This is a genomic window from Amycolatopsis sp. NPDC114478 (assembly GCF_055633805.1).
The window spans coordinates 43,660-65,017 of record NZ_JBVKDO010000031.1 but is presented as its reverse complement, the minus strand read 5'-3'; the positions used below and the strand labels follow the sequence as shown (position 1 = coordinate 65,017).

The 21,358-nt window shown below is 71.0% G+C and carries 22 protein-coding genes and 2 pseudogenes; 9 read left to right on the top strand and 15 right to left on the bottom strand.

The features are described 5' to 3' along the window. Positions 1–151 precede the first annotated feature (151 nt). Entirely contained in the window at positions 152–724 is a 573-nt protein-coding gene (locus ACZ7OH_RS46535) for a CGNR zinc finger domain-containing protein (protein WP_470286790.1), read from the bottom strand. A gap of 82 nt (positions 725–806) precedes the next feature. Here ACZ7OH_RS46535 and ACZ7OH_RS46530 point away from each other — a divergent pair, with 82 nt between their 5' ends. Continuing rightward, a complete protein-coding gene (locus ACZ7OH_RS46530; protein WP_470286789.1) occupies positions 807–1,967 on the top strand; it encodes an epoxide hydrolase family protein in 1,161 nt (386 codons plus the stop codon). A 103-nt stretch (positions 1,968–2,070) separates the two neighbouring features. Here the strand turns inward: ACZ7OH_RS46530 and ACZ7OH_RS46525 are convergent, their stop codons facing one another. The 4 genes from ACZ7OH_RS46525 to ACZ7OH_RS46510 form a co-directional block, all read right to left on the bottom strand. Then, positions 2,071–2,337: a hypothetical protein gene (locus tag ACZ7OH_RS46525; RefSeq protein ID WP_470286788.1), complete on the bottom strand. Its 267-nt coding sequence runs from the start codon at positions 2,335–2,337 to the stop codon at positions 2,071–2,073. Between the two features lie 4 nt (positions 2,338–2,341). Further along, positions 2,342–2,530, bottom strand: a complete 189-nt coding sequence (locus tag ACZ7OH_RS46520) for a hypothetical protein (RefSeq protein ID WP_470286787.1) — start codon at positions 2,528–2,530, stop codon at positions 2,342–2,344. After that, entirely contained in the window at positions 2,508–3,335 is an 828-nt protein-coding gene (locus tag ACZ7OH_RS46515) for a hypothetical protein (RefSeq protein WP_470286786.1), read from the bottom strand. Before ACZ7OH_RS46515 ends, ACZ7OH_RS46520 begins: the two co-directional genes overlap by 23 nt. A 65-nt stretch (positions 3,336–3,400) precedes the next feature. Beyond that, a complete protein-coding gene (locus tag ACZ7OH_RS46510) occupies positions 3,401–3,796 on the bottom strand; it encodes an Imm7 family immunity protein (RefSeq protein ID WP_470286785.1) in 396 nt (131 codons plus the stop codon). Positions 3,797–3,932: 136 nt separating this feature from the next. On the opposite strand from ACZ7OH_RS46510, the gene ACZ7OH_RS46505 reads away from it, so the two are divergent. Next, complete coding sequence (locus tag ACZ7OH_RS46505; RefSeq protein WP_470286784.1) at positions 3,933–4,613, top strand: LppX_LprAFG lipoprotein; 681 nt, start codon at positions 3,933–3,935, stop codon at positions 4,611–4,613. Then, positions 4,610–6,151: an MFS transporter gene (locus ACZ7OH_RS46500; RefSeq protein ID WP_470286783.1), complete on the top strand. Its 1,542-nt coding sequence runs from the start codon at positions 4,610–4,612 to the stop codon at positions 6,149–6,151. Before ACZ7OH_RS46505 ends, ACZ7OH_RS46500 begins: the two co-directional genes overlap by 4 nt. 58 nt (positions 6,152–6,209) lie before the next feature. Here the strand turns inward: ACZ7OH_RS46500 and ACZ7OH_RS46495 are convergent, their stop codons facing one another. Then, on the bottom strand, positions 6,210–7,058 hold the full coding sequence (locus ACZ7OH_RS46495) for an SCO6745 family protein (RefSeq protein WP_470286782.1): 849 nt from the start codon (positions 7,056–7,058) through the stop codon (positions 6,210–6,212). A gap of 43 nt (positions 7,059–7,101) precedes the next feature. On the opposite strand from ACZ7OH_RS46495, the gene ACZ7OH_RS46490 reads away from it, so the two are divergent. Next, on the top strand, positions 7,102–7,524 hold the full coding sequence (locus ACZ7OH_RS46490; protein ID WP_470286781.1) for a DUF3885 domain-containing protein: 423 nt from the start codon (positions 7,102–7,104) through the stop codon (positions 7,522–7,524). Here the strand turns inward: ACZ7OH_RS46490 and ACZ7OH_RS46485 are convergent. Continuing rightward, on the bottom strand, positions 7,485–8,372 hold the full coding sequence (locus ACZ7OH_RS46485) for a hypothetical protein (RefSeq protein WP_470286780.1): 888 nt from the start codon (positions 8,370–8,372) through the stop codon (positions 7,485–7,487). The genes ACZ7OH_RS46490 and ACZ7OH_RS46485 overlap by 40 nt on opposite strands. Before the next feature lie 96 nt (positions 8,373–8,468). Here ACZ7OH_RS46485 and ACZ7OH_RS46480 point away from each other — a divergent pair, with 96 nt between their 5' ends. Continuing rightward, complete coding sequence (locus tag ACZ7OH_RS46480; RefSeq protein ID WP_470286779.1) at positions 8,469–11,762, top strand: hypothetical protein; 3,294 nt, start codon at positions 8,469–8,471, stop codon at positions 11,760–11,762. Positions 11,763–11,856: 94 nt separating this feature from the next. Here the strand turns inward: ACZ7OH_RS46480 and ACZ7OH_RS46475 are convergent, their stop codons facing one another. The 5 genes and pseudogenes from ACZ7OH_RS46475 to ACZ7OH_RS46455 all read right to left on the bottom strand — a co-directional run bounded on the left by ACZ7OH_RS46475 (position 11,857) and on the right by ACZ7OH_RS46455 (position 16,264). Beyond that, entirely contained in the window at positions 11,857–12,843 is a 987-nt protein-coding gene (locus ACZ7OH_RS46475) for a MerR family transcriptional regulator (RefSeq protein WP_470286778.1), read from the bottom strand. A gap of 8 nt (positions 12,844–12,851) precedes the next feature. Further along, positions 12,852–14,312, bottom strand: coding sequence for an amidase (locus ACZ7OH_RS46470; protein ID WP_470286777.1), 1,461 nt, complete (start codon positions 14,310–14,312; stop codon positions 12,852–12,854). A gap of 158 nt (positions 14,313–14,470) precedes the next feature. After that, positions 14,471–14,725: a hypothetical protein gene (locus tag ACZ7OH_RS46465; protein ID WP_470286824.1), complete on the bottom strand. Its 255-nt coding sequence runs from the start codon at positions 14,723–14,725 to the stop codon at positions 14,471–14,473. Between the two features lie 68 nt (positions 14,726–14,793). Continuing rightward, positions 14,794–14,925 (bottom strand): annotated as a pseudogene (locus ACZ7OH_RS46460) (hypothetical protein); the annotation flags it as partial. A gap of 466 nt (positions 14,926–15,391) precedes the next feature. Further along, complete coding sequence (locus ACZ7OH_RS46455) at positions 15,392–16,264, bottom strand: lysostaphin resistance A-like protein (RefSeq protein WP_470286776.1); 873 nt, start codon at positions 16,262–16,264, stop codon at positions 15,392–15,394. Positions 16,265–16,393: 129 nt separating this feature from the next. Between ACZ7OH_RS46455 and ACZ7OH_RS46450 the strand changes: the two genes are divergently transcribed. Next, complete coding sequence (locus tag ACZ7OH_RS46450; protein WP_470286775.1) at positions 16,394–17,581, top strand: sensor histidine kinase; 1,188 nt, start codon at positions 16,394–16,396, stop codon at positions 17,579–17,581. Beyond that, a complete protein-coding gene (locus tag ACZ7OH_RS46445; protein WP_470286774.1) occupies positions 17,578–18,240 on the top strand; it encodes a response regulator in 663 nt (220 codons plus the stop codon). Before ACZ7OH_RS46450 ends, ACZ7OH_RS46445 begins: the two co-directional genes overlap by 4 nt. A gap of 5 nt (positions 18,241–18,245) precedes the next feature. On the opposite strand, the gene ACZ7OH_RS46440 is transcribed toward ACZ7OH_RS46445, so the two are convergent. Together ACZ7OH_RS46440 and ACZ7OH_RS46435 are read right to left on the bottom strand one after the other, a co-directional pair. Continuing rightward, the gene (locus ACZ7OH_RS46440) at positions 18,246–18,692 is read right to left on the bottom strand and encodes a hypothetical protein (protein WP_470286773.1); all 447 of its coding nucleotides are present in this window, start codon (positions 18,690–18,692) and stop codon (positions 18,246–18,248) included. Positions 18,693–19,075: 383 nt separating this feature from the next. Next, positions 19,076–19,387: an EthD family reductase gene (locus ACZ7OH_RS46435; protein ID WP_470286772.1), complete on the bottom strand. Its 312-nt coding sequence runs from the start codon at positions 19,385–19,387 to the stop codon at positions 19,076–19,078. A gap of 110 nt (positions 19,388–19,497) precedes the next feature. On the opposite strand from ACZ7OH_RS46435, the pseudogene ACZ7OH_RS46430 reads away from it, so the two are divergent. Beyond that, a pseudogene (locus ACZ7OH_RS46430) lies at positions 19,498–20,234 on the top strand (8-oxoguanine DNA glycosylase OGG fold protein). 58 nt (positions 20,235–20,292) lie between these two features. Further along, positions 20,293–20,751 carry a GNAT family N-acetyltransferase gene (locus tag ACZ7OH_RS46425; RefSeq protein ID WP_470286771.1) on the top strand — a complete coding sequence of 153 codons (459 nt, stop codon included), beginning with the start codon at positions 20,293–20,295 and terminating at the stop codon, positions 20,749–20,751. Positions 20,752–20,764: 13 nt separating this feature from the next. Here ACZ7OH_RS46425 and ACZ7OH_RS46420 read toward each other — a convergent pair whose 3' ends face one another. Then, a complete protein-coding gene (locus ACZ7OH_RS46420; RefSeq protein WP_470286770.1) occupies positions 20,765–21,337 on the bottom strand; it encodes a TetR/AcrR family transcriptional regulator in 573 nt (190 codons plus the stop codon). Positions 21,338–21,358: the final 21 nt, after the last annotated feature.

Below are 21,358 nucleotides of genomic sequence, written 5' to 3'. Positions count from 1 at the left end.
GCTTGACGCGGCAATTGCGGTTCCGTGCGGATCGCCGGCAAGGGAGGATGCCTGCCATGGGCTCGGACTGGCGGTGGACCTTGGCGTTACCCGAAGGAACGCTGACCCCCGTGACGGCCGAACGGTCGGAGCCGGCCCTCCGTCTTGATCGTCACTGCCGGGCCGAGTTTCTGCGCTGGTTGGCGGTGAAACGCGCTTTCTTCTGACGGTTCCCGCACGTGTTCATGTCACACCACCGGCGCGTGCGGCTTTGGCTGGTGTCGAAGAAGGCGGCCTGGCACGTCGGCGAGGCGCACAAGGCCAGTTTCCCGTCCCGTTCGCCGGCGATGATGCTGATCGCGTCGGCGGCGATCACGCCCAGGGCATCCTCCACAGAGGACGCCGAGCCGAGTCGCCAGCGCCGGTCGCCTTCGGGTGTCAGGATCGCCGCGGCGCGGCCTTGAGCGCTGCGCTCGTTGATGGTCCGGACAGCGGACTCGGGCAGCGCGTCCTTGGTGGCGGCCGCGGTGGCGGCGGCGTGGATCGCTTCCCGCAGTTCCCGGGCGAGTTCGAGCTGGGCGGCCGTGCAGGACTCCACGGCGAGGCCGTTCACGTTCAGCCAGTCGACGAGCCGCTCCGGCGTCGGAATGCGCTCCAGGGCGTTGCCCCGACGCTCGGTCAGCGTCCCCGTGAAGCTGGTCGCCAGCACGCTACCCAGCCGGAAGTCGGGGAACCCAGCACGCATGGAACCAGCTTAGCAGGTTGCTCCTCGGGACCGAGGCGTGTTAGAACCATCTAAGCCGGTTCACACGACGCCAGGAGGTCTCATGCCCGACGTGCACGCATTCGCAGCCCACGCGACCGACGCCGACCTCGACGACCTGCGCGCGCGACTGGCCGCGGCGCGGCTGCCGGAACCCGAGACGGTCGACCGCGCCGCGTCCGGTCCTCGCCGGTGGGACCAGGGCGTCCCGCTCGCCGATCTCGCCGAAGTCGTGGACTACTGGCGCACCGGGTACGACTGGCGTGCGTTCGAAGCGCGCCTCGACCGGATCGGCCAGTTCCGCACGGTCGTCGACGAACTGGGAATCCACTTCCTGCACCGCCGGTCCGCGCGCCCGGACGCCACTCCCCTGCTCTTGACGCACGGCTGGCCGGGCAGCGTCGCCGAGTTCGTCGACGTGATCGACGAGCTGGCCGATCCGGAAGACACCGGCGCACCGGCGTTCCACGTCGTGGCCCCGTCGTTGCCGGGCTTCGGCTACAGCGACAAGCCGGCCACCACCGGCTGGGGCACCGAAAAGATCGCGGCCGCCTGGGTCGAGCTCATGAAGAGGCTGGGCTACGACCGGTTCGCCGCCCACGGCGGCGACTGGGGTGGCGTGATCACGACGATCCTCGGCGGCCGGTTCCCGGAGAACGTCATCGGCATCCACACCACGACGGCGCAGGCACCGCCCGGCTTGCCCACGGACGGCCTGACGGCGCCGGAGCGCAAGTGGGCGCAGGAAACCCGCGATTTCTGGCGCGACCGCGCGGCGTACGCGAAACAGCAGGCGACGCGGCCGCAGACCATCGGCTACTCGCTCGTCGACTCACCGGTCGGGCTGCTCGCGTGGATCCTCGACAAGTTCGCCGAGTGGACGGACACGTCGGACACCCCGTTCGAGACGATTTCCGTCGACCGCGTCCTCGACGACGTCACGCTGTATTGGCTGACGCGCACCGGCGCGTCGGCCGCCCGCATCTACTACGAAAGCCACGACTCGCTCGACCCCGACCTGCGGGTCGACGTCCCGTCGGCGATCAGTGTGTATCCCCGCGACATCGAGAAGTGCCCGCGCCCGTGGGCGCAGGAGCGGTTCCGCCGGATCGTCCGATGGGGGTCACCCGAGTCCGGGGGCCATTTCCCGCCGCTGGAGGTTCCCGGCTTCTTCGTCGAGGATCTGCGAGAGGGGCTCGCGGCGGTACTGGCCGCCAGTCACTGAACCCGGCGGCCAGTGCGCCTCGACCTGGTGCACCTGGTCTCGGGCGCCGAGCTGCACCCGATCGCTGAGCGCGTGCTTGACAGATGCTCGGGTTTCCATCAGCTCAAGCTTGCGGCAGGATCGCCCTGGCCGCGTCGAGCAGGTCGATCTCGGCGGCGCGAACCTGCAGAGCCGAGGCCAGATCCACCATGTCCTGCCAGTAGTAGCCCAGATGCGCGAAGCGGTACTCATCCTCGGTCATCCAGTCTTCCCCGGGCACGATCTCGCGCGCGAGCCCGGCGACCGAGAGCCTGCCCTGGAGCAGCCCTTTGGCCAGTTCACCCAGCCACGACCCGGTTCCGCGATAGTCCACCGGCACCGAACCGGGCACTACGTCAGCCCTTCCGAACCCAGTTCTCGGCACCACACGACGGGCAGCGCAGCCGATACTCGCCACTGACGCCACCGTCATTCGGAAACCATTCGACTTCCAGAAGGTCGTCACCATTTTCCGGACAACGCACGTTTTCCCGAGCGCCCTCGGTGACGCGCTTGGCCGCCTCAATCCACGCTGAGCGGGTCATCAGTACCCTCCCCCGGCACCAGCTCGGTCTCGGGCCATGACTGTGGCGCGGGGCCGAACGCGCGTCGGGCGGCTCGGACTGCCAGAGCGGCCACGGTGGCGTTGGCACCACCGCCGATCACCGCGCCGATGCCGAACGGCGCCACTCGGCCGAGCACGATGATGCCCTGCTTGGTGCCGTACTTGGTGATGAAGTTCTTGCCCAGGACGCTGTTGATCTGGCGCAGCGTCGCCGTGGGCACCCTGTCGACGAGCTGGCGGGCCCAATGCCGACCGGTGCGCTCGGCGACCTTTCCGACAATGGTCGAGGAGCCCGACTGGCCGAGCAGGATCCCCATGACGAGCGTCCGCCGGCGTTCGATCTCGTCCAGCCGAACGCCGTGGACCTCGGCGACCGAGAGCACGAACAGGGTGCTCAGCTCGAGCGAAGAGAAGGCCTCGCCCGCCGACAGTGCCAGTGCGACCCCGGTGCCGACAGCGGGCGCGGCCGCGGTGGCCCCGACCGCGGCCCCGGTGCCCGCCAGGGCACTGACGTACATCCGCTCCAGGGTGCGAACCACCTCCGCCGGTGTCGCGTCCGGATTGCGCTGACGGGCCCGGGCGATGTTCTTGCGCACCAGCGGTGCCGGCAAGCCGATGGCCTTGTCCAGCAGCTCGAGGACCGGCCCGCTCGACGCCGGGACCGGTCGTTCAAGGGCATCAGAGGCCACAGCGAGCTCCTTCACGTCGTCAAGTCGTCGCCCAGTCTCGCACCGCGGCCAGCGCCCTTCGATCACCCGCGCCCGCCGCGTCACGCCGATCTTCACCGGAACACGAGGGTATGCAATGGCGTCCCGGGCGCGGCCGACGAGCGGATGCGCGGTCCTCGATGTCAGTTTGCCTCGGGATCTTCCAATGTGGGGATCACCGGTGACAAAAGGTGGTCGGCGTGCTCAGTGACCGTGCCCCGGGCCAGCCGGAAGACACGGAAGTCCGGCATGTGCTCGGGGTGCTCGTCGTCGTGGACGTAGAGCAACCCGTATGACCCGGGGGCGAGCCGACCGACCTTGGCGAACAAGTCGACCATCGCTGCTCCGTGCTGTCCGCTGCGATTCGGGTTCCCGCCCAGATGGATGTAGTAGGTGCCATTCATCGGCTGAAGATCCATCAACGCGTAACCGGCGAGCTCGTCGACCAGGCTTTGGATCTCGCCGAGCCGGAGTGGCGGTTCGTCGTCGAGTGCTTCGGCGGTCGGGCGAAGCGTTATCCACCCGTGGTACTCGAACATGGCGAGAGTCTATGAGATCAGGCTGCCGAGCCACTGCACGTCAACCGGTCACCCGTGGCTCCACGACCGGCTCTGTCCGGTCCCCGGTCGCGAGGCGGTTCGTGCTGAGGGGTGGCTCCTGCTCTAGGGTGCACACATGATTCTGCGGCGCACCCTGCTCGCGTTGGTGGCCCTGAGCGCGGCGATCGTCACCGGCTGCTCCTCGAGCGGCGACGCGTCGCTGCCCGAAGCCGGTGCCCTGCTCAAAGACAGCGCCACGGCCACGGGCGGCGTCACCAGCACGCACTTCACGATGAAGGTCAACGGCAGCGTGCCGGGCCTCAGCGTGCACAGCCTCGACGGTGACCTGACCAAGGCCAACGGCGGTGGCGCGAAGGGCACCGGCACGCTGGAGCTGCTGGGCCAGGTCGTCGACGCCCAGTTCGTCCTGGTGAACGGCTCGCTGTACATCAAGGGGCCCACCGGCGGGTTCCAGCAGATCCCCGCGGCGCTGAGCTCCTCGATCTACGACCCGTCCGCGATCCTCGACCCGCAGCGCGGCATCCCGAAGGTGCTGTCCTCGGTCCAGAACCCGAAGACGGACGGGAAGGAAGACGTCAACGGCACGCCGACGTACCGCGTGACCGGAACGGTGCCGAAGGACGCGCTGGCCGCCTTGGTGCCCGGGGTGTCCTCGGACGCGAACGCCACCTTCTGGCTCCGCCAGGACGGCGGCCACCTGCCGGTCAAGGCTTCGCTGGGGTACCCGGGCGGCGCCAGCGTGGACGTCACGCTGTCCGACGTGGACAAGCCGGTCACCATCACCGCGCCGGCGTGACCGGGCTGAACGGCGTGCGCGGCGGCCGCGCGCTCGCGGTCGGCGCCGGCGGTCTCGCCGTGCTGCTCGGCGCCCTGGACACCTACGTCGTGGTCGGCCTGCTGCGGCAGATCATCGACGACCTGAGCGTTCCGGTGAACCGGCTGGAGATCGTCACGCCGGTCATCACCGGCTACCTGCTCGGCTACGTGGCCGCGATGCCGCTGCTCGGCCAGTTCTCCGACCGGTTCGGCCGCAAGCTGCTGCTGCAGGCCTGCCTCGGCGGCTTCCTCGCCGGGTCGATCGTCACCGCCCTGGCCGGCACGGTCCCGGTCCTGGTCGCGGGCCGGGTGATCCAGGGAACCGCCGGGGGCGCGCTGCTCCCGGTCACCCTCGCGCTGGCCGCGGATCTGTGGCCGGGGAACCGCCGCTCCGCCGTGCTGGGGGCGGTCGGCGCCGCGCAGGAGCTCGGCAGTGTGCTCGGGCCGCTCTACGGCATCGGGCTGGCCGCCGTGACCGGCTGGCGTGGCGTGTTCTGGGTGAACGTCCCGCTGACCGTGCTGGCCGCCGTCGCGGTGCAGGTTTCCGTCCGGGGCGGCAAACCCGCCGAGCGGCCGCGCGTGGACCTCGTCGGTGTCCTGCTGCTGGCGCTCACGCTGGCGTTGCTCGTCATCGGCTTGGACAACCCGAACCCTCGCGAGCAGGTGCTGCCGTCGTGGGGAGTGCCGTTCCTGATCGGCGCCGGGCTCAGCCTGGCCGCGTTCCTCTGGTGGGAATCGCGCGCCAAGGTCCGGCTCATCGACACGGCGAACGTGTCACTGCGGCCGTTCCTCACCGCGCTCGGGACGAGCGTCGCCGCGGGGGCGGCGTTGATGATCACGCTGGTCGACGTCGACCTGTTCGCCCAGACACTGCTCGGGCGCGACGACGGCGGCAGCGTTGAACTCCTCCTGAGGTTCCTGGTCGCGCTGCCGGTCGGCGCGCTGCTCGGCGGCGTGCTCGCCACGCGGATCGGCGAACGCTGGATCGCCGGCGCCGGAATGCTGATCGCCGCCGGCGGCTACCTGCTGATGTCCCGCTGGCCCGCCGACGTTCTCGCGGCCAAGTCCGCGCTGGGGCTCCCGCGCCTAGACGTCGACCTGGCGCTGGCCGGACTGGGGCTCGGCCTGGTCATCGCCCCGCTATCGGCCGTCGCGCTGCGTGCCGTGCCGCGCGCCCAGCACGGCGTCGCGTCGGCTGCCGTCGTGGTCGCGCGGATGACCGGCATGCTGGTCGGCGTCGCTGCCGTGTCCGCCTTCGGCCTGCACTACTTCCACACGTTGACCGCATCGCTGAACCCACCGCTGCGGATCCTGTTCCCGTCCGCGCCGGCCTACGACCGAGCACTCGCCGACTACCTCGGCGCGGTCCGTGAGGCGCTGCTGACGGAGTACCGGGCGATCTTCCTGATCACATCCATCGTTTGCCTCGTCGGCGCGGCCGTCGCCGTGTCCATCGGCAGCCGGACGCCCAGGGCTGTCGTGAGCGGTGAGCCGGGCCGGTCATCCACGGCAGCTTGATCAGGCGTACGAGTCGGTCATCTCGACAAAAGCCTGCCGAGAAGCGTGCGTTCCGCTGCTACTGCCTCGCGAGTGCCCAGGGCATGAGTTTCTCGGCGAGCGCCCGGCTGAACGGACGCACCAGGTCTTGCAGCTCGGCGCAGGCGGACTCGCCGATGTGCGCGTAGGGAGTCACGCTGTTCTCGTCGGTCGCTTTCTCGATCTCCGCTCGGCGGGCCGCGCCGGCGGGGGTGAACATCAGGTCGGCGTCGCCGGTGAGCCAGTCCCGCTCACGGAGGCCGGTGATCGCTCCGCTCCAGTCCGCCTCGGACCACGCCCGGGACGTACGCAGGGTCTCGGCGGGGACGGCACCGGAGGCGGCGTGGGTGACGAGAGCTTCGACGCCGCTGAGGCCGGCCGTCAGCAGAGCGGCCACGTGGGCGTCGCCGCGGTACTCGCGCAACAGGGTCTGCGCGTGCCACAGGACCAGGTGGGGTTCGGTGGGCCACGGCAGGGCCGCGTGCGCGGCGAACAGGGGACGGCCGGTGACGTCGCCGGTGACCGTCTCGGCGGCCGTGCGCAGGAGGGCGGCGGCTCGGCTCATCTCGGGTGAGGTGATCGCGTCGCCCAGGGTGCCGCGCAGGGCCTGATCGGCCGCGGCGTAGCGGGCGGCGATGACCGCGGCCGGGTCGGTCACGGACCAGACGCCGGCGATCGACTCCTCGACGAGGACCGGGTTGAAGTTGTAGAAGGTGGCGACGACGACCGGCGCCGGGACCGCGCCGAGCGCCGCGGACCTCGACGCGAAGTAGCCGGCGCGGCCGCGGAGACCGAGTTCCCCGTACGCGGCAACGGCTTCCGGGGCGAAGTAGATCATTCCGTGGTAAGGCTCGAGCAATCGCCAGGTCCGCCGCGCCGTTTCGATCACCGGGTCAACATACCATCCGGTCGGTACGGCAGGGTACGACATCGTGCTCCACCGCTACACCGTTTTGCTCGAACTGTTCGACGGCCGGGAAGTCCGGATCATCACCGCCGACTGGTCGGACGCGGCCGAACCCCCACCGCTGTCGGCACAACACGCGTTCTGGAACCCGGGCGCCGGCCACTGGACGTCCCTGCTCACCGACGAAGACGAAACCGAGCCGGATTTCATCACCTACACCCACCTTTACGCCAGCCGTCGGCCTTGGCGACCCGGCCTCGTGGACAACCTGCTTCGCGCCGCCGCCGACTACGTCACCGCCGGTGTGATGATCACGAGCCTTGTCTTCGACCGCGTTCATCACCCCTACGACGGAGGCGCCGACGTCCTGCTGCCCGCAACCGGTGAACGCGACGACCTGAAACACCGTCACACCAACTGGCTCTCCGCCCACCCTTCGGGCTTCTGATCGGGTTGGGCGTCCACGATCGACCCCGGGCGCAGCGGCCACTCCGCGGAGGTCAGGCTGAGCCGGTCGTCGAACGGGTACCGATCACTTTCGTCCGCCGGCAGCGGCCCGCGGACGAAACAGCGGTGCAGCAACAGTTCTCGGCGCTCGTCCAGCGGCTCCGTCTCCTCCTCGGACCACCCCGCGCGAAGCGCCGGAGGATCGGCGCCGATGTCCACCTCGCCGTCCCAGTTGAAGTGCAGGCCGTCCTGGTCGGAGTAGAACCGGGGAAAACTGGTCCCCCACTGGGAGTTCGAACCCCAGCCGTGGGACAGGTCGGAGGTCGGGCGCTGCCCGCGGCGAAACGTGAAGTACAGCGTCGACGTCGTGGTCACGGTGGCGTCGACGAGGTGCTGCGGGGCCCGCACCCGGACACCGGCGCGGCTGAACAGCAGGTCGCCGAACCACAAGCCGGGCCACAGCACTTCCTCCACGGTCACGCCGGTCGCCGACGGGTCCTGCACCACGGCGGAGATCTCGTGGTGGAACGGGGAAAACGACTCGGCGTGCTCGAACGGCGTCAGTCCGATGGCCGAGAAGAACTCCGCGTGCTCGCCTTGACCGCCGAACCGCTCGATCAGGTAGTCGCTGACCCGGCTGAGCCCGTACAGCTTCATGATCCGCCACGGCTGCTCGTCGTCCCCGGCGGCAGGCACCCGTTCCCGCTTGCGGAGCGGTGCCAACGCGGCCAGGTGGTCGGCTGCCGCCGACCGCTGGTCACTCAGGTACGCCCGGCAGCCACCGGCGCCGTCGTCGTGCTCGAGCAAGCCTTCGTACAGCCGGCGGAAGTACCACCAGTCGAGTTCCACGGCGTGATCATGACCCAGGCCGCCGACACCCGCAACGACGTTCTGGCGAGCGGAATTGCGTTGGTCGAAGCACCATGATCGGGAACAATCGCCGGAATGGACATGCGCGCCCTTCTCGCCCGGATCGATCCGCTGGCCGCACCGGCACGGCGGCGGGTCTTCGCCGACACCGCCCGCGCGCTGGCCGGTTCCCCGCAGCTGTCCGCTCTGCTCGCGGAACTGGACGCCGTCCCCGGGCTTCCGCGCGCCTGGGCCGCGACGATGGCCGTCATCGCGGGCGACGACACGCACCTGCGTCACTGCCTCGTCGCGGCCGATGCCCGGGTCGCCGGCTTGGTGATGAATCACTGCGCCCGCCACGGCCGGCACCTCGACGTCCTCCTCGCGGCGCTGCCGACCGCCCCGCCCGCCTGGCGGCACACCCTCTACCGCGCGGTACGCGCCACCGGCGCCACCGAATGGGCCGAGGCCCTGCTGCCCCCGGTCCGCGCCCGCTTCGGCGACCACGAAGCCGCCGCCATCCTGGCTGCCTGCGATGCCGGCACCGTGACGGCCCTGTTGCCGGAACTGGACTTCGCCGTACCCAACCTCGCCGCGCTGGCCCGTCGGCACCCCGCCGTCGTGCTCGCGTACCTGCGCCGCCGGCTGACCGACGCCGCCGGCACCGGCCGCACCGCCGTGTGGGCGCGGTTCGCTCCCGCACTCGCGCACCTGGTCGAGCACGACGCCGGTGGGATCGTCGACCTGCTCGCGCACTCGGGGCCGCCGACCGGGCTGCCGGCCGGCGCGGACAGCTGGCTGGCCACGGCGGTCGCGGCCGATCCCGACCGGGTCGTCGCCATCCTCGCCGATTCCGCGCGGCGCATCCGGTTCCGGCCGGGCCGCGGTATCGAGCGCGCTCTGCGGCGGGCGTCGGACGAGTCCCTGACCGCGCTCGCGCGGACCTTCCTCGCCGACGTGCCCCGGTTGACGGCGCTGGTGCGCGGGCTCCCGCCCGCGCGGCGCACGACCGTCCTGAGTGGAGCGCTGGGCGAACGAACGCTCCGGCAGGCCGGGCTGCCGACCGCGTTGCTCGACGTCCTGCCGTGGCGGTCGCGGCACGAGGAAGCCCGCCGGCTGCTCGCCACCCGCCCCGTGGCCGACCACCCCGCGCTGCGGCTGGAGGCGACCGCCCGGTTGCCGTGGGCCGAAGCCGAGCCCCGCCTGCGCGCCGAGACGGCCCGGCCGGCCGCCGGGGAGCGCGCCACCGGCTACTCGCTGCTGATCGGCGCGGCGGCCGCGACCCGGGACCCCGGCGTCGTCGCCCGGGTGCTGACGTCGCTGACCCGGCTGCCCAACGAGCAGGACCCGGTCCGCCACGCCGCGCTCGCGGCCGTCGCCGCGGTTCCGGGCTGGCTGCTGCGCTCGGCCGATCCGTCCACAATGGTCAAGCTGGCCACCGACGCCGTCCAGGCCAGGGACGCGTCGTGGGGCACCCGGCAGGCGGTCGGCACCGTGGCCACCACCCTCGTCCGCCAGGGAACCCTCACAGCCCGGCCCGAGCTGCTTGAGTGCGGGCTGCGGATCCTGCAGCTGTCCGGTGGTCACGCGCGCACCCTCACCCAGTACCGGCTCGACCGGGACCTCCCCCGCGGCGCCGAGCACGCCGTGTGGTCCGCGCTGCGGCCGCGCATCGCCGCCGACGCCCGCGCCGGCCGCCACGACCTGGTCCTGGCCCTGGCCGCGGGTCTGCGACGGCGCGCGTGGGCGATGCCCGACCTGCAAGCCGCCGTGGGGGACGCGACCCGCGCGGCCGACGACAGCACGGTGCGGTGGGCGATCGAGCTGTGGCTGGCGCCGCCCGCGACCCGGGACGAACGCGTCGAGACGGTGCTGCGCCGCGACCCGTCCACGATCACCGTGACCGCCGTCGCGAACGCGATCAGCGGACGCCGGACCGACCTGCTCGACCGCGTGCTGGACCGGCCGCCGCACGGCCGGTTCGTCGCGCGGGGCGTCCGGCTGGTGCCGATGTTCGGCGGGGCGTTGCGGCACTGGCTGCCGCGTCAGGTCGCCCGGTACGCCGACCTGCTGGCCGACCTCGCCACCGTGCCCCGCAAGCCGGTCTGGGAGCGGGCGTCGGCCGTGCGGCGCCTGGCGGGCCTGCCCGGCGCCGCCGTCGACGACGTGCGGCCGTTCCTCCAGGACGACGAGGTCACCGTGGTCGAGGCGGCGCTGGCCGGGCTGGCCTGGACCGACCGGCCCGGTGACGCGCTGGGCACGTTGCTCGGCTACGCCGACACCGACCGCGCCCGGGTCGCGGTGTACGCGGCCGCGCGAGCCGCCCGGACAGTCCCGCCGGCCGAGCTGGGCGCCGCCCTCCGTCCCGTGCTCGCCGGCAAGAAGGTGACGGCGCGCAAGGAGGCGATCCGGCTGCTGGCCGAGCACCGCGTGCCGGACGCGGCCGGCGAGCTGGCGGCGCTGTGGGCGGCTCCGGACCTGCACCGGGACCTCCGCCGCGCGATCGTGTCGGCCGCGCGCCGGCTGCTCGAGGACGAACGCGCGTGGCAGTGGCTCACCGAAGCGACCTCGATGGCCGCGGTGGCCACGGCCTTGACCGAAGCCGCCCCGGCGACCATCGCCGAGCAGTACCGTGCGCGCTTCGGCGAGCTGGTCCGGAGCGTGGCGACCGACGCCGACCCGGACACCGCGCAGATCGGCTTGGCCGCCTGGCCGGCGTGGAGTGCCTGGGACCGCGAGGGGCCCGCCGCGCTGGTCGCCCGGATCGGCGACTTGACCAGCACGGCGACGTGGCAGTCGACGGTCGAGGCGGTGCTGGCGGCGGGCACGATCACCGGCGACCCGGCGCCGTTGCACGCGATGGTCACGACGCTCACCGGACTGGACGACGTCGTCATCGAGGGACGTGACCAGCCGGCGCGCCAACGATTGCGCTACATCGTCACCCGTTTCGCGCCCCGCGTGGACGGCAGCGGCGAGACGATGCGCGACGCGGCGGAGCGGCTGTCGACAACGCTGGCGGAACGGACGGAGTTCCGGACGGACGCGCTGACGCTGGCGATCGCCGCCCTCCCCCGCCGCGGCGACCCGCTGCCGGCCGTCCGCCGGCTCGCCGCCCTCGCCGACCGCCCGGCACTGGCTTGGCAGGCGGCGGACCGGCTGACGGCCTGGCTGGCCGGCCACGACCCGGACCGGCCGGAGCTGTTCGGCACCGCTCGGGCCCTCACCGCGGGCCCGGCGGAGGCGTCGCTGGCCGCGGGTATCGCGAGCCAGGCCGGCCCGCGCACCGGATGGTCAGGTCCGTGGCGCGAGCTGGTGCTGGAGTTGCGCGAGCATCCGGACGCCGACGTCCGCGAACGGGCGTCGCGTATCTGCCTTGCTCCGGAATGAGGTCCGCGTGAGACAGCTGGCCCATCGTCTTCGTGGAGGACACCGGCCAGCGTTCGGGAACCTGGGTCACCAGCGGCGCATACGGCCGGTGGTCTCAGGTCGTGTCCTGGCGCAAGGCGGCCGCCATCCATTCCTGGACCGCCGCCGTCTTGTCCGGGTCCGGCTTGGGGGTTCCGTTGATCGTCGCCACGAGCGTGGTGTACCTGGCCATCAGGTTCGTCCCGGTCAGCTGGGCGCGCCTCTGCGCCGATCTGGTCCGGTCGAAGCCGGCCATGGTGCGGCGGGCCTTTTCGATGTCGTGGTCACCCGTCATGGCCGCGACGAAACCGGCCGAGTCGGCCACCATCCGCTCGGCGATGTCCCGGGCCTGCGCGGAGTCCGCCGGGACGCCTGCCTGCTGCGCCGCCTGCGCTTCCAGGTAGAGGACCCGACGCCGCTCGGCGCGGGCCAGCATCTCCGGCGTGGCCATCAGCTTGCCCTGCTCGGTGCCGAAGGCGCGGTGGAAATAAGCCCGCAGCTCCGCGCGGAACCCGTCGTCCTGCACGATCTCGGCGAGTTCGATCCAGGCCTCGAGCTGCTCGGTGGACGGCTCTTCCGGCAGGTGCGGACGCCGGTTGTGCAGCCGTTCCAGGTAGCCGGGGTGGACGTCCAGACCGTCGGTCACGAAGTCCCAGAACCGGCTGATGAGCTCGTCGCGGTCGTCGTCGGACATCGACACGAGCTTGTGCATCAAGCTCACCTGTTCCGTGGTGGTGTGCTGCCGCACCATGGTCCGCAGCACCGCGCGGCGTGCGCGGAACTGCCGCAGCTGGTCCTCGACCAGCCGCAGGTGCCTGACGGCCAGGTCCTGCAGCGTGCTCTCCTCGGCCAGCACCCGGCGGATGTCGGCCAGACTCGCGCCGAGGTCACGCAGGGTGCGCACGAGTTCGAGCCGGGCGATGGCGTGCACGTCGTACTGCCGGAAGCCGCCTTCGGTGAGACTGGTGGGCGCGACGACGCCTTCGTCGGCGTAGAACCGGATCGCGCTCACACTCAAACCGGTGCGGCGGGCGACATCGCCGATGGGATACAGCTCGTTCATACCCGCCACTATGCGATCTCGACCTGCTTGAGAGTCAAGGCGGCCGGTTCCCGGAAGCCACCGATCCGCTGCTCGAGCAGTTCCGCCAGCCGCAGCGGGGTGCGGTCCTCGAACGCCGGGCCGATGAGCTGCACCCCGACCGGCAGGCCCTCGGGGGACCGGCCCGCGGGGATGGCAGTGGCGGGCAACCCGGGCATGGTGGCCAAGCCCGCCCAGACGAGCTGGTCGAAATACGGGTACTCCACGCCGTCGATGTCGATGCGCCGCTCCAGTGGATTGGGGTGGTGGTCGTGCGGGAACGCCGGCGTCGGCGTGATCGGGCAGACCACCGCGTCGAACTCGGCGAACAGCTGCCGCCAGCCGTGGCGGTGGGCCTCGCGGTCGTTGTTCGCCACCAACCATTCGCGGTGGGTGAAGTCCAGGGCGCGCACCCGCACCGCGTCGAGACTTACGTCGTCCGCGCTGAGGGTCGGCAGCTGCTCGATCGGGAATCGCGCGACCGAGCCCGAAATCAGCAGCTTCATGTACAGCGCTGCGGCTTCGGCGAGATCGGGCAGCAGCGGACTGCGCCGTTCGACGCGGGCGCCGCCGTCGGCGAGCGCGGCGGCCACCCGGTTGACGGCCGCCCGGACGGCGGCGCTGGTCGGGATGAGCGGGTGTTCGTCGAGGACCAGGACCCGGAAATCGGCGAGCCGCTCGTGGCGGGCCGGCGGCAGTGCCAAGCGGTGCGCCTTGCCGAACGTCAGCGGGTCCGGTCCGGCCATGACGTCGAGCAGGAGCGTGAGATCGCGGGCACTGCGCGCCATCGGGCCGACGACGGCGAGGTCGAGGTCGACCGGCAGGGCCGGCTCGGACGGCGCGACCATGCCGCGGCCGGCCGCCAGCCCGAGCGTCGGCTTGTGCGCGTAGACGCCGCAGAAGTGCGCGGGGGTGCGCAGCGAGCCGGCGAGGTCGGAGCCGATGGACAACGCGCCGAACCCGGACGCCAGGGCCGCCGCCGACCCGCCGGACGAACCGCCCGAGGTGCGGCCGGGATCCCACGGGTTGGTGGTGGTCCCGTAGATCTCGTTGAAGCTCTGGATGTCCTGCAGTCCCAGTGGGACATTGGTCTTGCCGAGCACCACCGCGCCCGCGGCCTTGAGCCGCGACACCTGCACCGCGTCCTCGGCCGGCACGTGGTCCCGATGCGGGGGCATGCCCCAGGTCGTGGGCAGCCCGGCGACGTCGTAGGACTCCTTGACCGTCACCGGAACGCCGAGCAGCGGCCGGTCCTCACCCCGCGCGCGTGCCTGGTCGGCCTGGCGCGCGGCGGCGCGTGCCCGGTCGAAGTCCGGTACGCAGATCGCGTTGACCACCTCGTCGTCGCGCTCGATGCGGGCGATCGCCTCGTCGGTCAGTTCCGCTGAAGTCACCGCACCGGCGCGCAACGCGGAAACGAGTTCTTCGGCCGTCTGATAGCTCCATTTCATGAATGCGAAGCTATCGAGAAGCCATTGCGGGCACGAAATTCGGATTCGCGCAACGAAGATCACCCGGGGCGCCGTAGGCCGGCTCCACCTCATAAGCCATGAAATGCCGCGTCGCGCAATAGGACGCAAGTCTCGCCGGCGCGAAGCGAGATGGACTTCTAATCCACCGACGCCGACGGCGGCAGCACCCTGCGGAAGAGCTGCGCGATCCGGTCGAGGTCGAGCTCGCGGGCCGTGGTCCCGAAGAGGACGTCGTAGAAGCCCGCCGCCAGGTCCGGCAGCCGGTCGGCCTCGGCGATGCCCAGCCGGAGCATCCGGGCGACCGACGACCACCGCGGCAGCTGTAGGAAGCGCCCGCAGTAGCGCACGACCGCTTCCGCCGCGTGGTCGGCGTACTCGGCGGGCGTGCGCATCCGCGCCCGAACAGGGTGCGGACGCGCTCGACGACCGCGAGGAACAGCTCGTCCTTGGTCGGGAAGTGCGCGTACAAGGAACGCTTCGACGTTTCCGCGCGCGCGGAAACTCGCGTCCATGGTGGTCCGCTCGAAGGTCGTCGTCGGGTCGCATCGCGATCGCGACGTCCTGGAGCACGCCCTCGACGGCGCCGACGCACTGTTCTGGCTCATGCCGGCGGCCCCCCGGCGAGCAGTCTTTAGGAGGCGTACGTCAGCGCCTCCATCCCGGGCGCCGACGCCGTCGTACGCCACGCGGTCCCGCGGGTCGTGGTCATCTCCGCGCTCGGGCGCGGGTCGCAGATCTACGCCGGCCACATCTCCGCGTCGCACGCGATGGAAGACCTCTTCCGCAGCACCGGCGCGCACGTGCGCGCCCTGGCCCTGCCCAGCTTCATGGACAACATCCTCCGGCAGGTGGCCTCGATCCGGAACGGCGTCGTCTCGGGCACGATCCCGGCCGGGTTCACCATGCCGCCGTCCGGTACGAGGCCGGGAACGCGCTGCCGTCGAACAGTTCCTCGTCGGCGAACGCGGCATCAACAACGCGATCCCGCGCACCGCCGAGAACACCACGCCGACCACCTTCCGCGCGTTCGCCGAGGAAGCCATCGCACCGGTTCTGGTTTAGCGAGCGGTGATCCGGCCTTTGCGGATCGCCGAGCGCAGCAGGAACGCCGCGGCGACGAGGCAGGACAGGATGCCGGCCACCCCCGCTTCCGGGCCGAAGGAGCCGCCGGTCAGCGCCGGCGGCCCGGACAACGCGGTGTGGACCAGGCCGCCGAACTCGCTCGACTTGCCCGACACCGCCGTGCCGAACCCCGCCTCGGCGACGTTCCAGGCGAAGTGGACGCCGATCGGCATCCAGAGCGCGCGGGTGGCGATGTAGGCGGCAGTGAGCAGGATGCCGCCTTGCAGGACGATGGCGGTGGCGCCCCACACCATCGCGCCCGTGCCGGTTTCGGAGGTTCCGGCCAGGTGCACCGCGCCGAAGAGCACCGCGGAAATCGCCAGGGCGGGCCAGGTCCCGAACCGCTCTTCGGCGATGCGGAAGAGCACGCCGCGGAACACGACTTCTTCCGTCACCGCGACGCAGGCCATGACGCCGAGCGTCGCCAGGAACTTCCAGGAGTCGCCTTCCGTGACCTGCCAGCCGCCGAAGACGAGGATGATCAGCATCGTCGCCAGGAAGGCACCGGCGCCGACGGCGATTCCGCCCAGCAGCCCGGGCAGCGCCCGGTCACGCGCGAGCTCCGGCACGGATCGCCGGTGTTCGACGAGCTTGCTCAGCCGTGCGTAGCAGAACAGCGTGGCACCGCCGACGGCCACGCCGACGACGAGGTCGACGACGCTGAAGCCGCTCAGGGCCACGGTGAGCTGTTGCGCGACGACCATCACGACCAGCATCGCGGCCAGCAGCAACGGAAAGCGCCACCGGCGCGACCAGGGTGCCGGGCGGCCGGTGGTCGCGCCGGTCGTGTCGTCGGCTGGGGAGGTCATGTCGGGTGATCCCTTCGGTTCCGGACAATGCGGGTTGCCGGAAAAGCTAGAAGGGGCGGCGGACCACGCGATTCCCCATTCCGAGGACATCGGCGGGTAGCTCGCACGGGGGATACTAGGCTCTGCGCCATGCCGACGACGTGGGTCAGCAAGCGGCTGGAGGCGGTCGGGAACCGGTGGCGGGCCTGCGACGCCGCGGTCGTGGACCGAGGGATCGCCGTGGTGTTCACCGTGCTGGCGTTCGTGCCGGCGCTGGCCACCATGGGCGCGGAGTTCGGCGACCTGCCGCGGCGGCCCGCCGACCTCTTTTCAGTGGTGCTCGTGCTGGCGCAGACGGTGCCGCTCGCCGTGCGCCGCACCCGGCCCGCCGCGTGCCTGGCGATCACGGGCCTCGCCTTCGCGGTCCACGAGTCGCTCGCCTACCAGCCGCAGTTCAGCACCGTGACCGTGTACCTGGCGCTGTATTCCGCCGGCGCGTACCTGGAGCGGTTCCGGCAGGCCACGGCCGGCCTGGCGACGGCCACGTACGTCGTGCTCTGCGTCGTCTTGACCGCCCTCGGCTCCCCCGACCGCCTGACCGAGTTTTCGGTCTTCTACTTGATCTTCGTCGTCTTGTGGGTGCTGGGCGCCTTCGTCCGGCACCGGCGGGCGGAAGAGTCCGAACGGCGCCGGTCGGCGGCGACCGCCGCGGCCGCCGCGGAACGGGCGCGCATCGCGCGGGAGCTGCACGACGTGATCACCCACCACGTCACCGCCATCGTCGTGCAGGCCGACGCCACGCAGTTCCTGGTCGGCTCACCGGACCGCGTCACCAAGGCGCTCACGGCGATGGGCGGGACCGGGCGGCAGGCGCTCGCCGAGCTGCGGCACCAGCTCGACGTCCTGGAAGCCACGGGCGAGTCCGCACCGCGGCCGTCGGTCCAGGGCACCGTGCGGGACCTGGTGGAGCGCACGCGCGCGAGCGGACAACCCGTCGAACTGGCCGAAACGGGCGATCCGCCGCCCCTCCCCCTCGACGTCTCCCTGGCCGTCTACCGGGTGGTGCAGGAGGGCCTGACGAACGCCGTCAAGTACGCCGCCGGGCAGCCGACCGAGGTGCGGACCGCCTATCTGGACGGCCGGGTCGAGGTCGAGGTCACCAACGCCGCCGCGCCGGTCCCGGTCTCGGTGGGGGTCCGGCGGGAGCTCGCCGGCGGGCGCGGTCTGACGGGGTTGCGGGCACGGGTCTCGGCCCTCGGCGGCGAGCTGACGGCGGGTGCACGGCCGGACGGCCGGTTCCGGCTGCGCGCGGTGGTCCCGATCGCCGGTGGTGCATGACCATCCGCGTGCTGATCTGCGAAGACCAGGAACTCGTCCGCACGGGCTATGCCACGGTTTTCGGGGCCCAGCCGGACATGGAGGTGGTCGGCGAAGCCGCCGACGGCGAGGCGGCGCTCGAAGCGAGCGAGCGCCTGAGCCCGGACGTCGTCGTCATGGACATCCACCTGCCGGGCCCGGACGGCATCGAGGTGACCCGGCGGATCGCGCGGCCCGGCGCCACCCGGCCGCCGAAGGTGCTCGTCGTGACGGCGTTCAACACCGACGAGTACGTCTACGAAGCGTTGCGCGCCGGGGCGAGCGGGTTCCTGCTCAAGGATTCCCCGGTGACCGAACTGGTGAACGGGATCCGCACGATCGCCCGGGGCGAGTCGCTGCTGGCGCCGGCGGTGACCCGGAGCCTCATCGGCCGTTTCGCCACCCGCGTCCGACCGGCGGCGCCGGACAGCCGGGCACCGGCGATCCTGTCCCCGCGCGAGCGCGAGGTGCTGCGGTTGATCGCGAAAGGCTTGTCCAACGCGGAGATCGCCGAGGAGCTGGGGCTCGGCTTCGAAACGGTGAAGACGTACGTTTCCAGCATTCTGACCAAATTGGACTTGCGGGACCGGGTGCAGGCGGTCGTGTTCGCTTACCGGACGGGGTTCGTCGGCAGTGAGTGAGGGTGCTAGAGGCTCGTCCAGCAGAACATGAGCTCCCCGGCTTCCCGAGCGCGTCGCGCGAGTCCGACGATCGACTCGACGAACTCCTGTGCGTGCGCGACGTCGACGTCGTGTTCTTCGATCCGTGCCCACTCCTGCGCCACGCGAGGCAGATCGTCGGCCTGGGCCAGCGCATCGCGGACCGAAGTGCCCAGCTCGGTCACCCAGGGGCCGTCGAAGTCGGCGTCTTCTTCGCCACCGGCCGGCCACACCAGGCGGTCGTCCACGAGGTCCGAACTCCACGGCACCTGCCGGATCGCGGCGATCATCCGGCCCAGCACGACCGTCGGATCGACGCCCTTCGCTTCGATCCCGTCGAACGCGGTGCCCACCGGCGTGGACCCGTCATCGGCATCCAGCACGCGTCGCACGGCGTCGGCATCGGGTGCGCGGAAGTAGTCGAACAACGGCATGCGACGGATTATGTCGGTACGGCGCCATCCGTGTCAGGCCGACCCGGGGTGGATGCCGTAGCCAGGACACGTCGCAGTCCGTCGAAGGTCGCGAGGACCCGTCGTGCCTCGTCTTGCATCGACCGCATGGCAGGATCAGCACCGGCGTCGGCGGCGAGGGCTTCCTGCCATAGCGTTCGTTCGGCCAGGCTGAGCGTGCTCGATCGCCACCGCCGCTGAGAAGTCGACTCCGACAACCCGGCGGCCGCTGCGCCGCGCGATCTCCAGCCCGTACGCGCCGCGACCGCACGCCAGATCCAGCAGAATTCGCCTAGCACGCAGGCCGAGCGCCGTCACGACCTCGTCGAGCCCGGGTCCGATAAGGCGGCGCCTCAGGGCCAGGCTCAGCAGGTGCCGTTCTGCACCGGGTAGTGGATGACGACCGCACCACCGGTGGCATAGTTGGCGACATCGGCAGTTACCTGCAGGCCCTGCGGAGACGACCTCGCCGCGGTCATTGCGGCGGCGTCAGCGAACTCGGCCTCGAAGACCGCGAAGTACGGCGTCTGTCCCTGTGTGGCCGCCACTTCGAAGCTGTAGCGCCACGCGAGCAGGCCGGGCATGCGCGTGACCAGCGGGAGATGGTTGTTGACGTAGTAGTCGCGGAAGTGGTCGGGATCGGCGGGCTCGGGATACAGGACCAACAGCTTGTGCATGACACCCTCCGTTCAGCGGCGCGCGACCACGACACCCCGGACGCAGGCCGTCGCCGTACCGCCGCCACCCTAAAGGCACACGAGCAGAAGTAACGAGCGAATATCCGCTGATGGCCTGGTATTCCGCGACCACTACGCAGCGGCGATCACCGTCCGGTCAGGCCGTGAGATGTAATGAACGTCTGCCTCCCGGCGACTTCGTGCTCGTGTCATATGGTGCGCTTCCCGGTGAGCCGGGTCCGATCCCGGTCGACGCGACGCGGTGGGCAGCCGGACTACCTCCGGACGCCTGGCCGGCGGGCTTCGCCACGAGCGGGAAGGTCTACCGCAACGAGGTCTTCGCCCTCGCCGAACGCTGGCGTGCGCGGGACGTCTCGAGCGTGCAACTCGCGGCGGGCGTATTGGCCTGGGGCACGGGATCCGCGGGTACGGACCGTATCGGACCGGCCGCATCCTCACCCTGGAACCGGCCGGCGAGCGGCTGGAAGCCGCGCTCGGCGGCCTGCGTCCGGACACCGTCACCCCGGCCGTGCTCGGAGACTGCTACGAGCGGTTCACGACCACCGCGAAGCTCCCCGGTCTCGGAGCTGCCTTCTTCACGAAGCTGCTCTACTTCACCGGCTATCGCCGCGGCAAAGGGGGGATCCAGCCGTTGATCCTGGACCGGGTCGTAGCGGGTCGGCTGCCCATGTCGGCAGGGCCGGCCGGGAAGTACCGCGCGGCCTGGTGGACCAGCACCTGGCTGACCTACCTGCACTGGGCAGCGGACCAAGCCGCCCGTCCCGAATTCGGCGACGAACCGGACCGCGTCGAGATGGCGCTCTTCACCGGCTCTTGGACGCCGTGACTTCCCCTTACCGGGTCGATGGCTCGTTTTGAACAGTAAGCCCAGTACGATTCCGATCATGACCGCGGACAAGTTCGTGCCGGACGGGTTCGATCCGCCGACCTCGCTTGTCACCGACCGGTTTCGCCTCGAACCGCTGGGGCCGCAGCACAATTCCGCCGATCATGCCGCGTGGATGTCGAGCATCGAGCACATCCGGGCCACTCCCGGCTACCAGCACCGCAACTGGCCACCCCTCGACGGCATGACTCCGGAGGCCAACCTTGCCGACCTTCGCCGTCACGCCGACGACTTCGCGCGGAACGCCGGTTTCACCTTCACGGTTCTCGACCCGCGTGACGACGACGTCATCGGTTGCGTCTACCTGTATCCCTCAGCCTCCGACGAATGGGACGTCACGGTGCGGTCCTGGGTGCGGACCGACAAATCAGACCTCGACGGACCGCTCGCCGAGGCCGTCGCACGCTGGCTTGCGACCGACTGGCCCTGGCCACGCGTAGACCGCTGCGGTCGCTGACCACGTCGAGGGCTCAACGTTTGCTCATGCGCAAGATCAACGCGACCGAGTCCTCCGAGTGGGCTGACGGAGTCAAAACCTCCTGCAAGAGCAGGCCACGCATCGCGGCAACAGTGACGGTGGCCAAAGTCAACGCTTCCCCAGGGTCGAGCCCTTCACGTTCCGCCAGCGACGCCAGCATCTTGGTCAGGTCGTCGAGCGAGTCGATGAACTCGCGGAAGTCCTCGGGGCTGTACGCGGCGAGTCCCACGACGTGGAAGAACCCTCGGACCCGCGACAGCTGCTCCGGGCGCGTGTAGGTCCGCCAGATCGCCACGACGAGGTCGTCGAACGTGCCCTGGCGGGCGGCCTCGACCAGGACCTCGTTGTCACGGGAGCGCTGCGCCCCGAGCATGGCCGCCAACACGCCCGGCAGTGACCCGAAGTGGTACCGCAAGAGCGCGTGGCTGGTATCGGCCCGGACGGCGATCTCGCGGAGCGACACCTCCGGCGCGGGCAGGTCCTCGCCGAAGGCGTCGAGAAGTCGAGCGAGGAGACGCTCCCGTGCGTCGCCCCGGCGTTCCGTGCTTGACAGGATCACTCCCACAGTTTATCCATTGGAAAAGAA

Coding starts and splice junctions, on each gene's coding strand:
- ACZ7OH_RS46535 (WP_470286790.1), bottom strand. CDS start 724: ATGCGTGCTGGGTTCCCCGACTTCCGGCTGGGTAGCGTGCTGGCGACC.
- ACZ7OH_RS46435 (WP_470286772.1), bottom strand. CDS start 19,387: ATGCACAAGCTGTTGGTCCTGTATCCCGAGCCCGCCGATCCCGACCAC.
- ACZ7OH_RS46440 (WP_470286773.1), bottom strand. CDS start 18,692: ATGCCGTTGTTCGACTACTTCCGCGCACCCGATGCCGACGCCGTGCGA.
- ACZ7OH_RS46450 (WP_470286775.1), top strand. CDS start 16,394: ATGCCGACGACGTGGGTCAGCAAGCGGCTGGAGGCGGTCGGGAACCGG.
- ACZ7OH_RS46425 (WP_470286771.1), top strand. CDS start 20,293: ATGACCGCGGACAAGTTCGTGCCGGACGGGTTCGATCCGCCGACCTCG.
- ACZ7OH_RS46505 (WP_470286784.1), top strand. CDS start 3,933: ATGATTCTGCGGCGCACCCTGCTCGCGTTGGTGGCCCTGAGCGCGGCG.
- ACZ7OH_RS46530 (WP_470286789.1), top strand. CDS start 807: ATGCCCGACGTGCACGCATTCGCAGCCCACGCGACCGACGCCGACCTC.
- ACZ7OH_RS46470 (WP_470286777.1), bottom strand. CDS start 14,312: ATGAAATGGAGCTATCAGACGGCCGAAGAACTCGTTTCCGCGTTGCGC.
- ACZ7OH_RS46445 (WP_470286774.1), top strand. CDS start 17,578: ATGACCATCCGCGTGCTGATCTGCGAAGACCAGGAACTCGTCCGCACG.
- ACZ7OH_RS46475 (WP_470286778.1), bottom strand. CDS start 12,843: ATGAACGAGCTGTATCCCATCGGCGATGTCGCCCGCCGCACCGGTTTG.
- ACZ7OH_RS46510 (WP_470286785.1), bottom strand. CDS start 3,796: ATGTTCGAGTACCACGGGTGGATAACGCTTCGCCCGACCGCCGAAGCA.
- ACZ7OH_RS46455 (WP_470286776.1), bottom strand. CDS start 16,264: ATGACCTCCCCAGCCGACGACACGACCGGCGCGACCACCGGCCGCCCG.
- ACZ7OH_RS46480 (WP_470286779.1), top strand. CDS start 8,469: ATGGACATGCGCGCCCTTCTCGCCCGGATCGATCCGCTGGCCGCACCG.
- ACZ7OH_RS46465 (WP_470286824.1), bottom strand. CDS start 14,725: ATGCGCACGCCCGCCGAGTACGCCGACCACGCGGCGGAAGCGGTCGTG.
- ACZ7OH_RS46520 (WP_470286787.1), bottom strand. CDS start 2,530: ATGACCCGCTCAGCGTGGATTGAGGCGGCCAAGCGCGTCACCGAGGGC.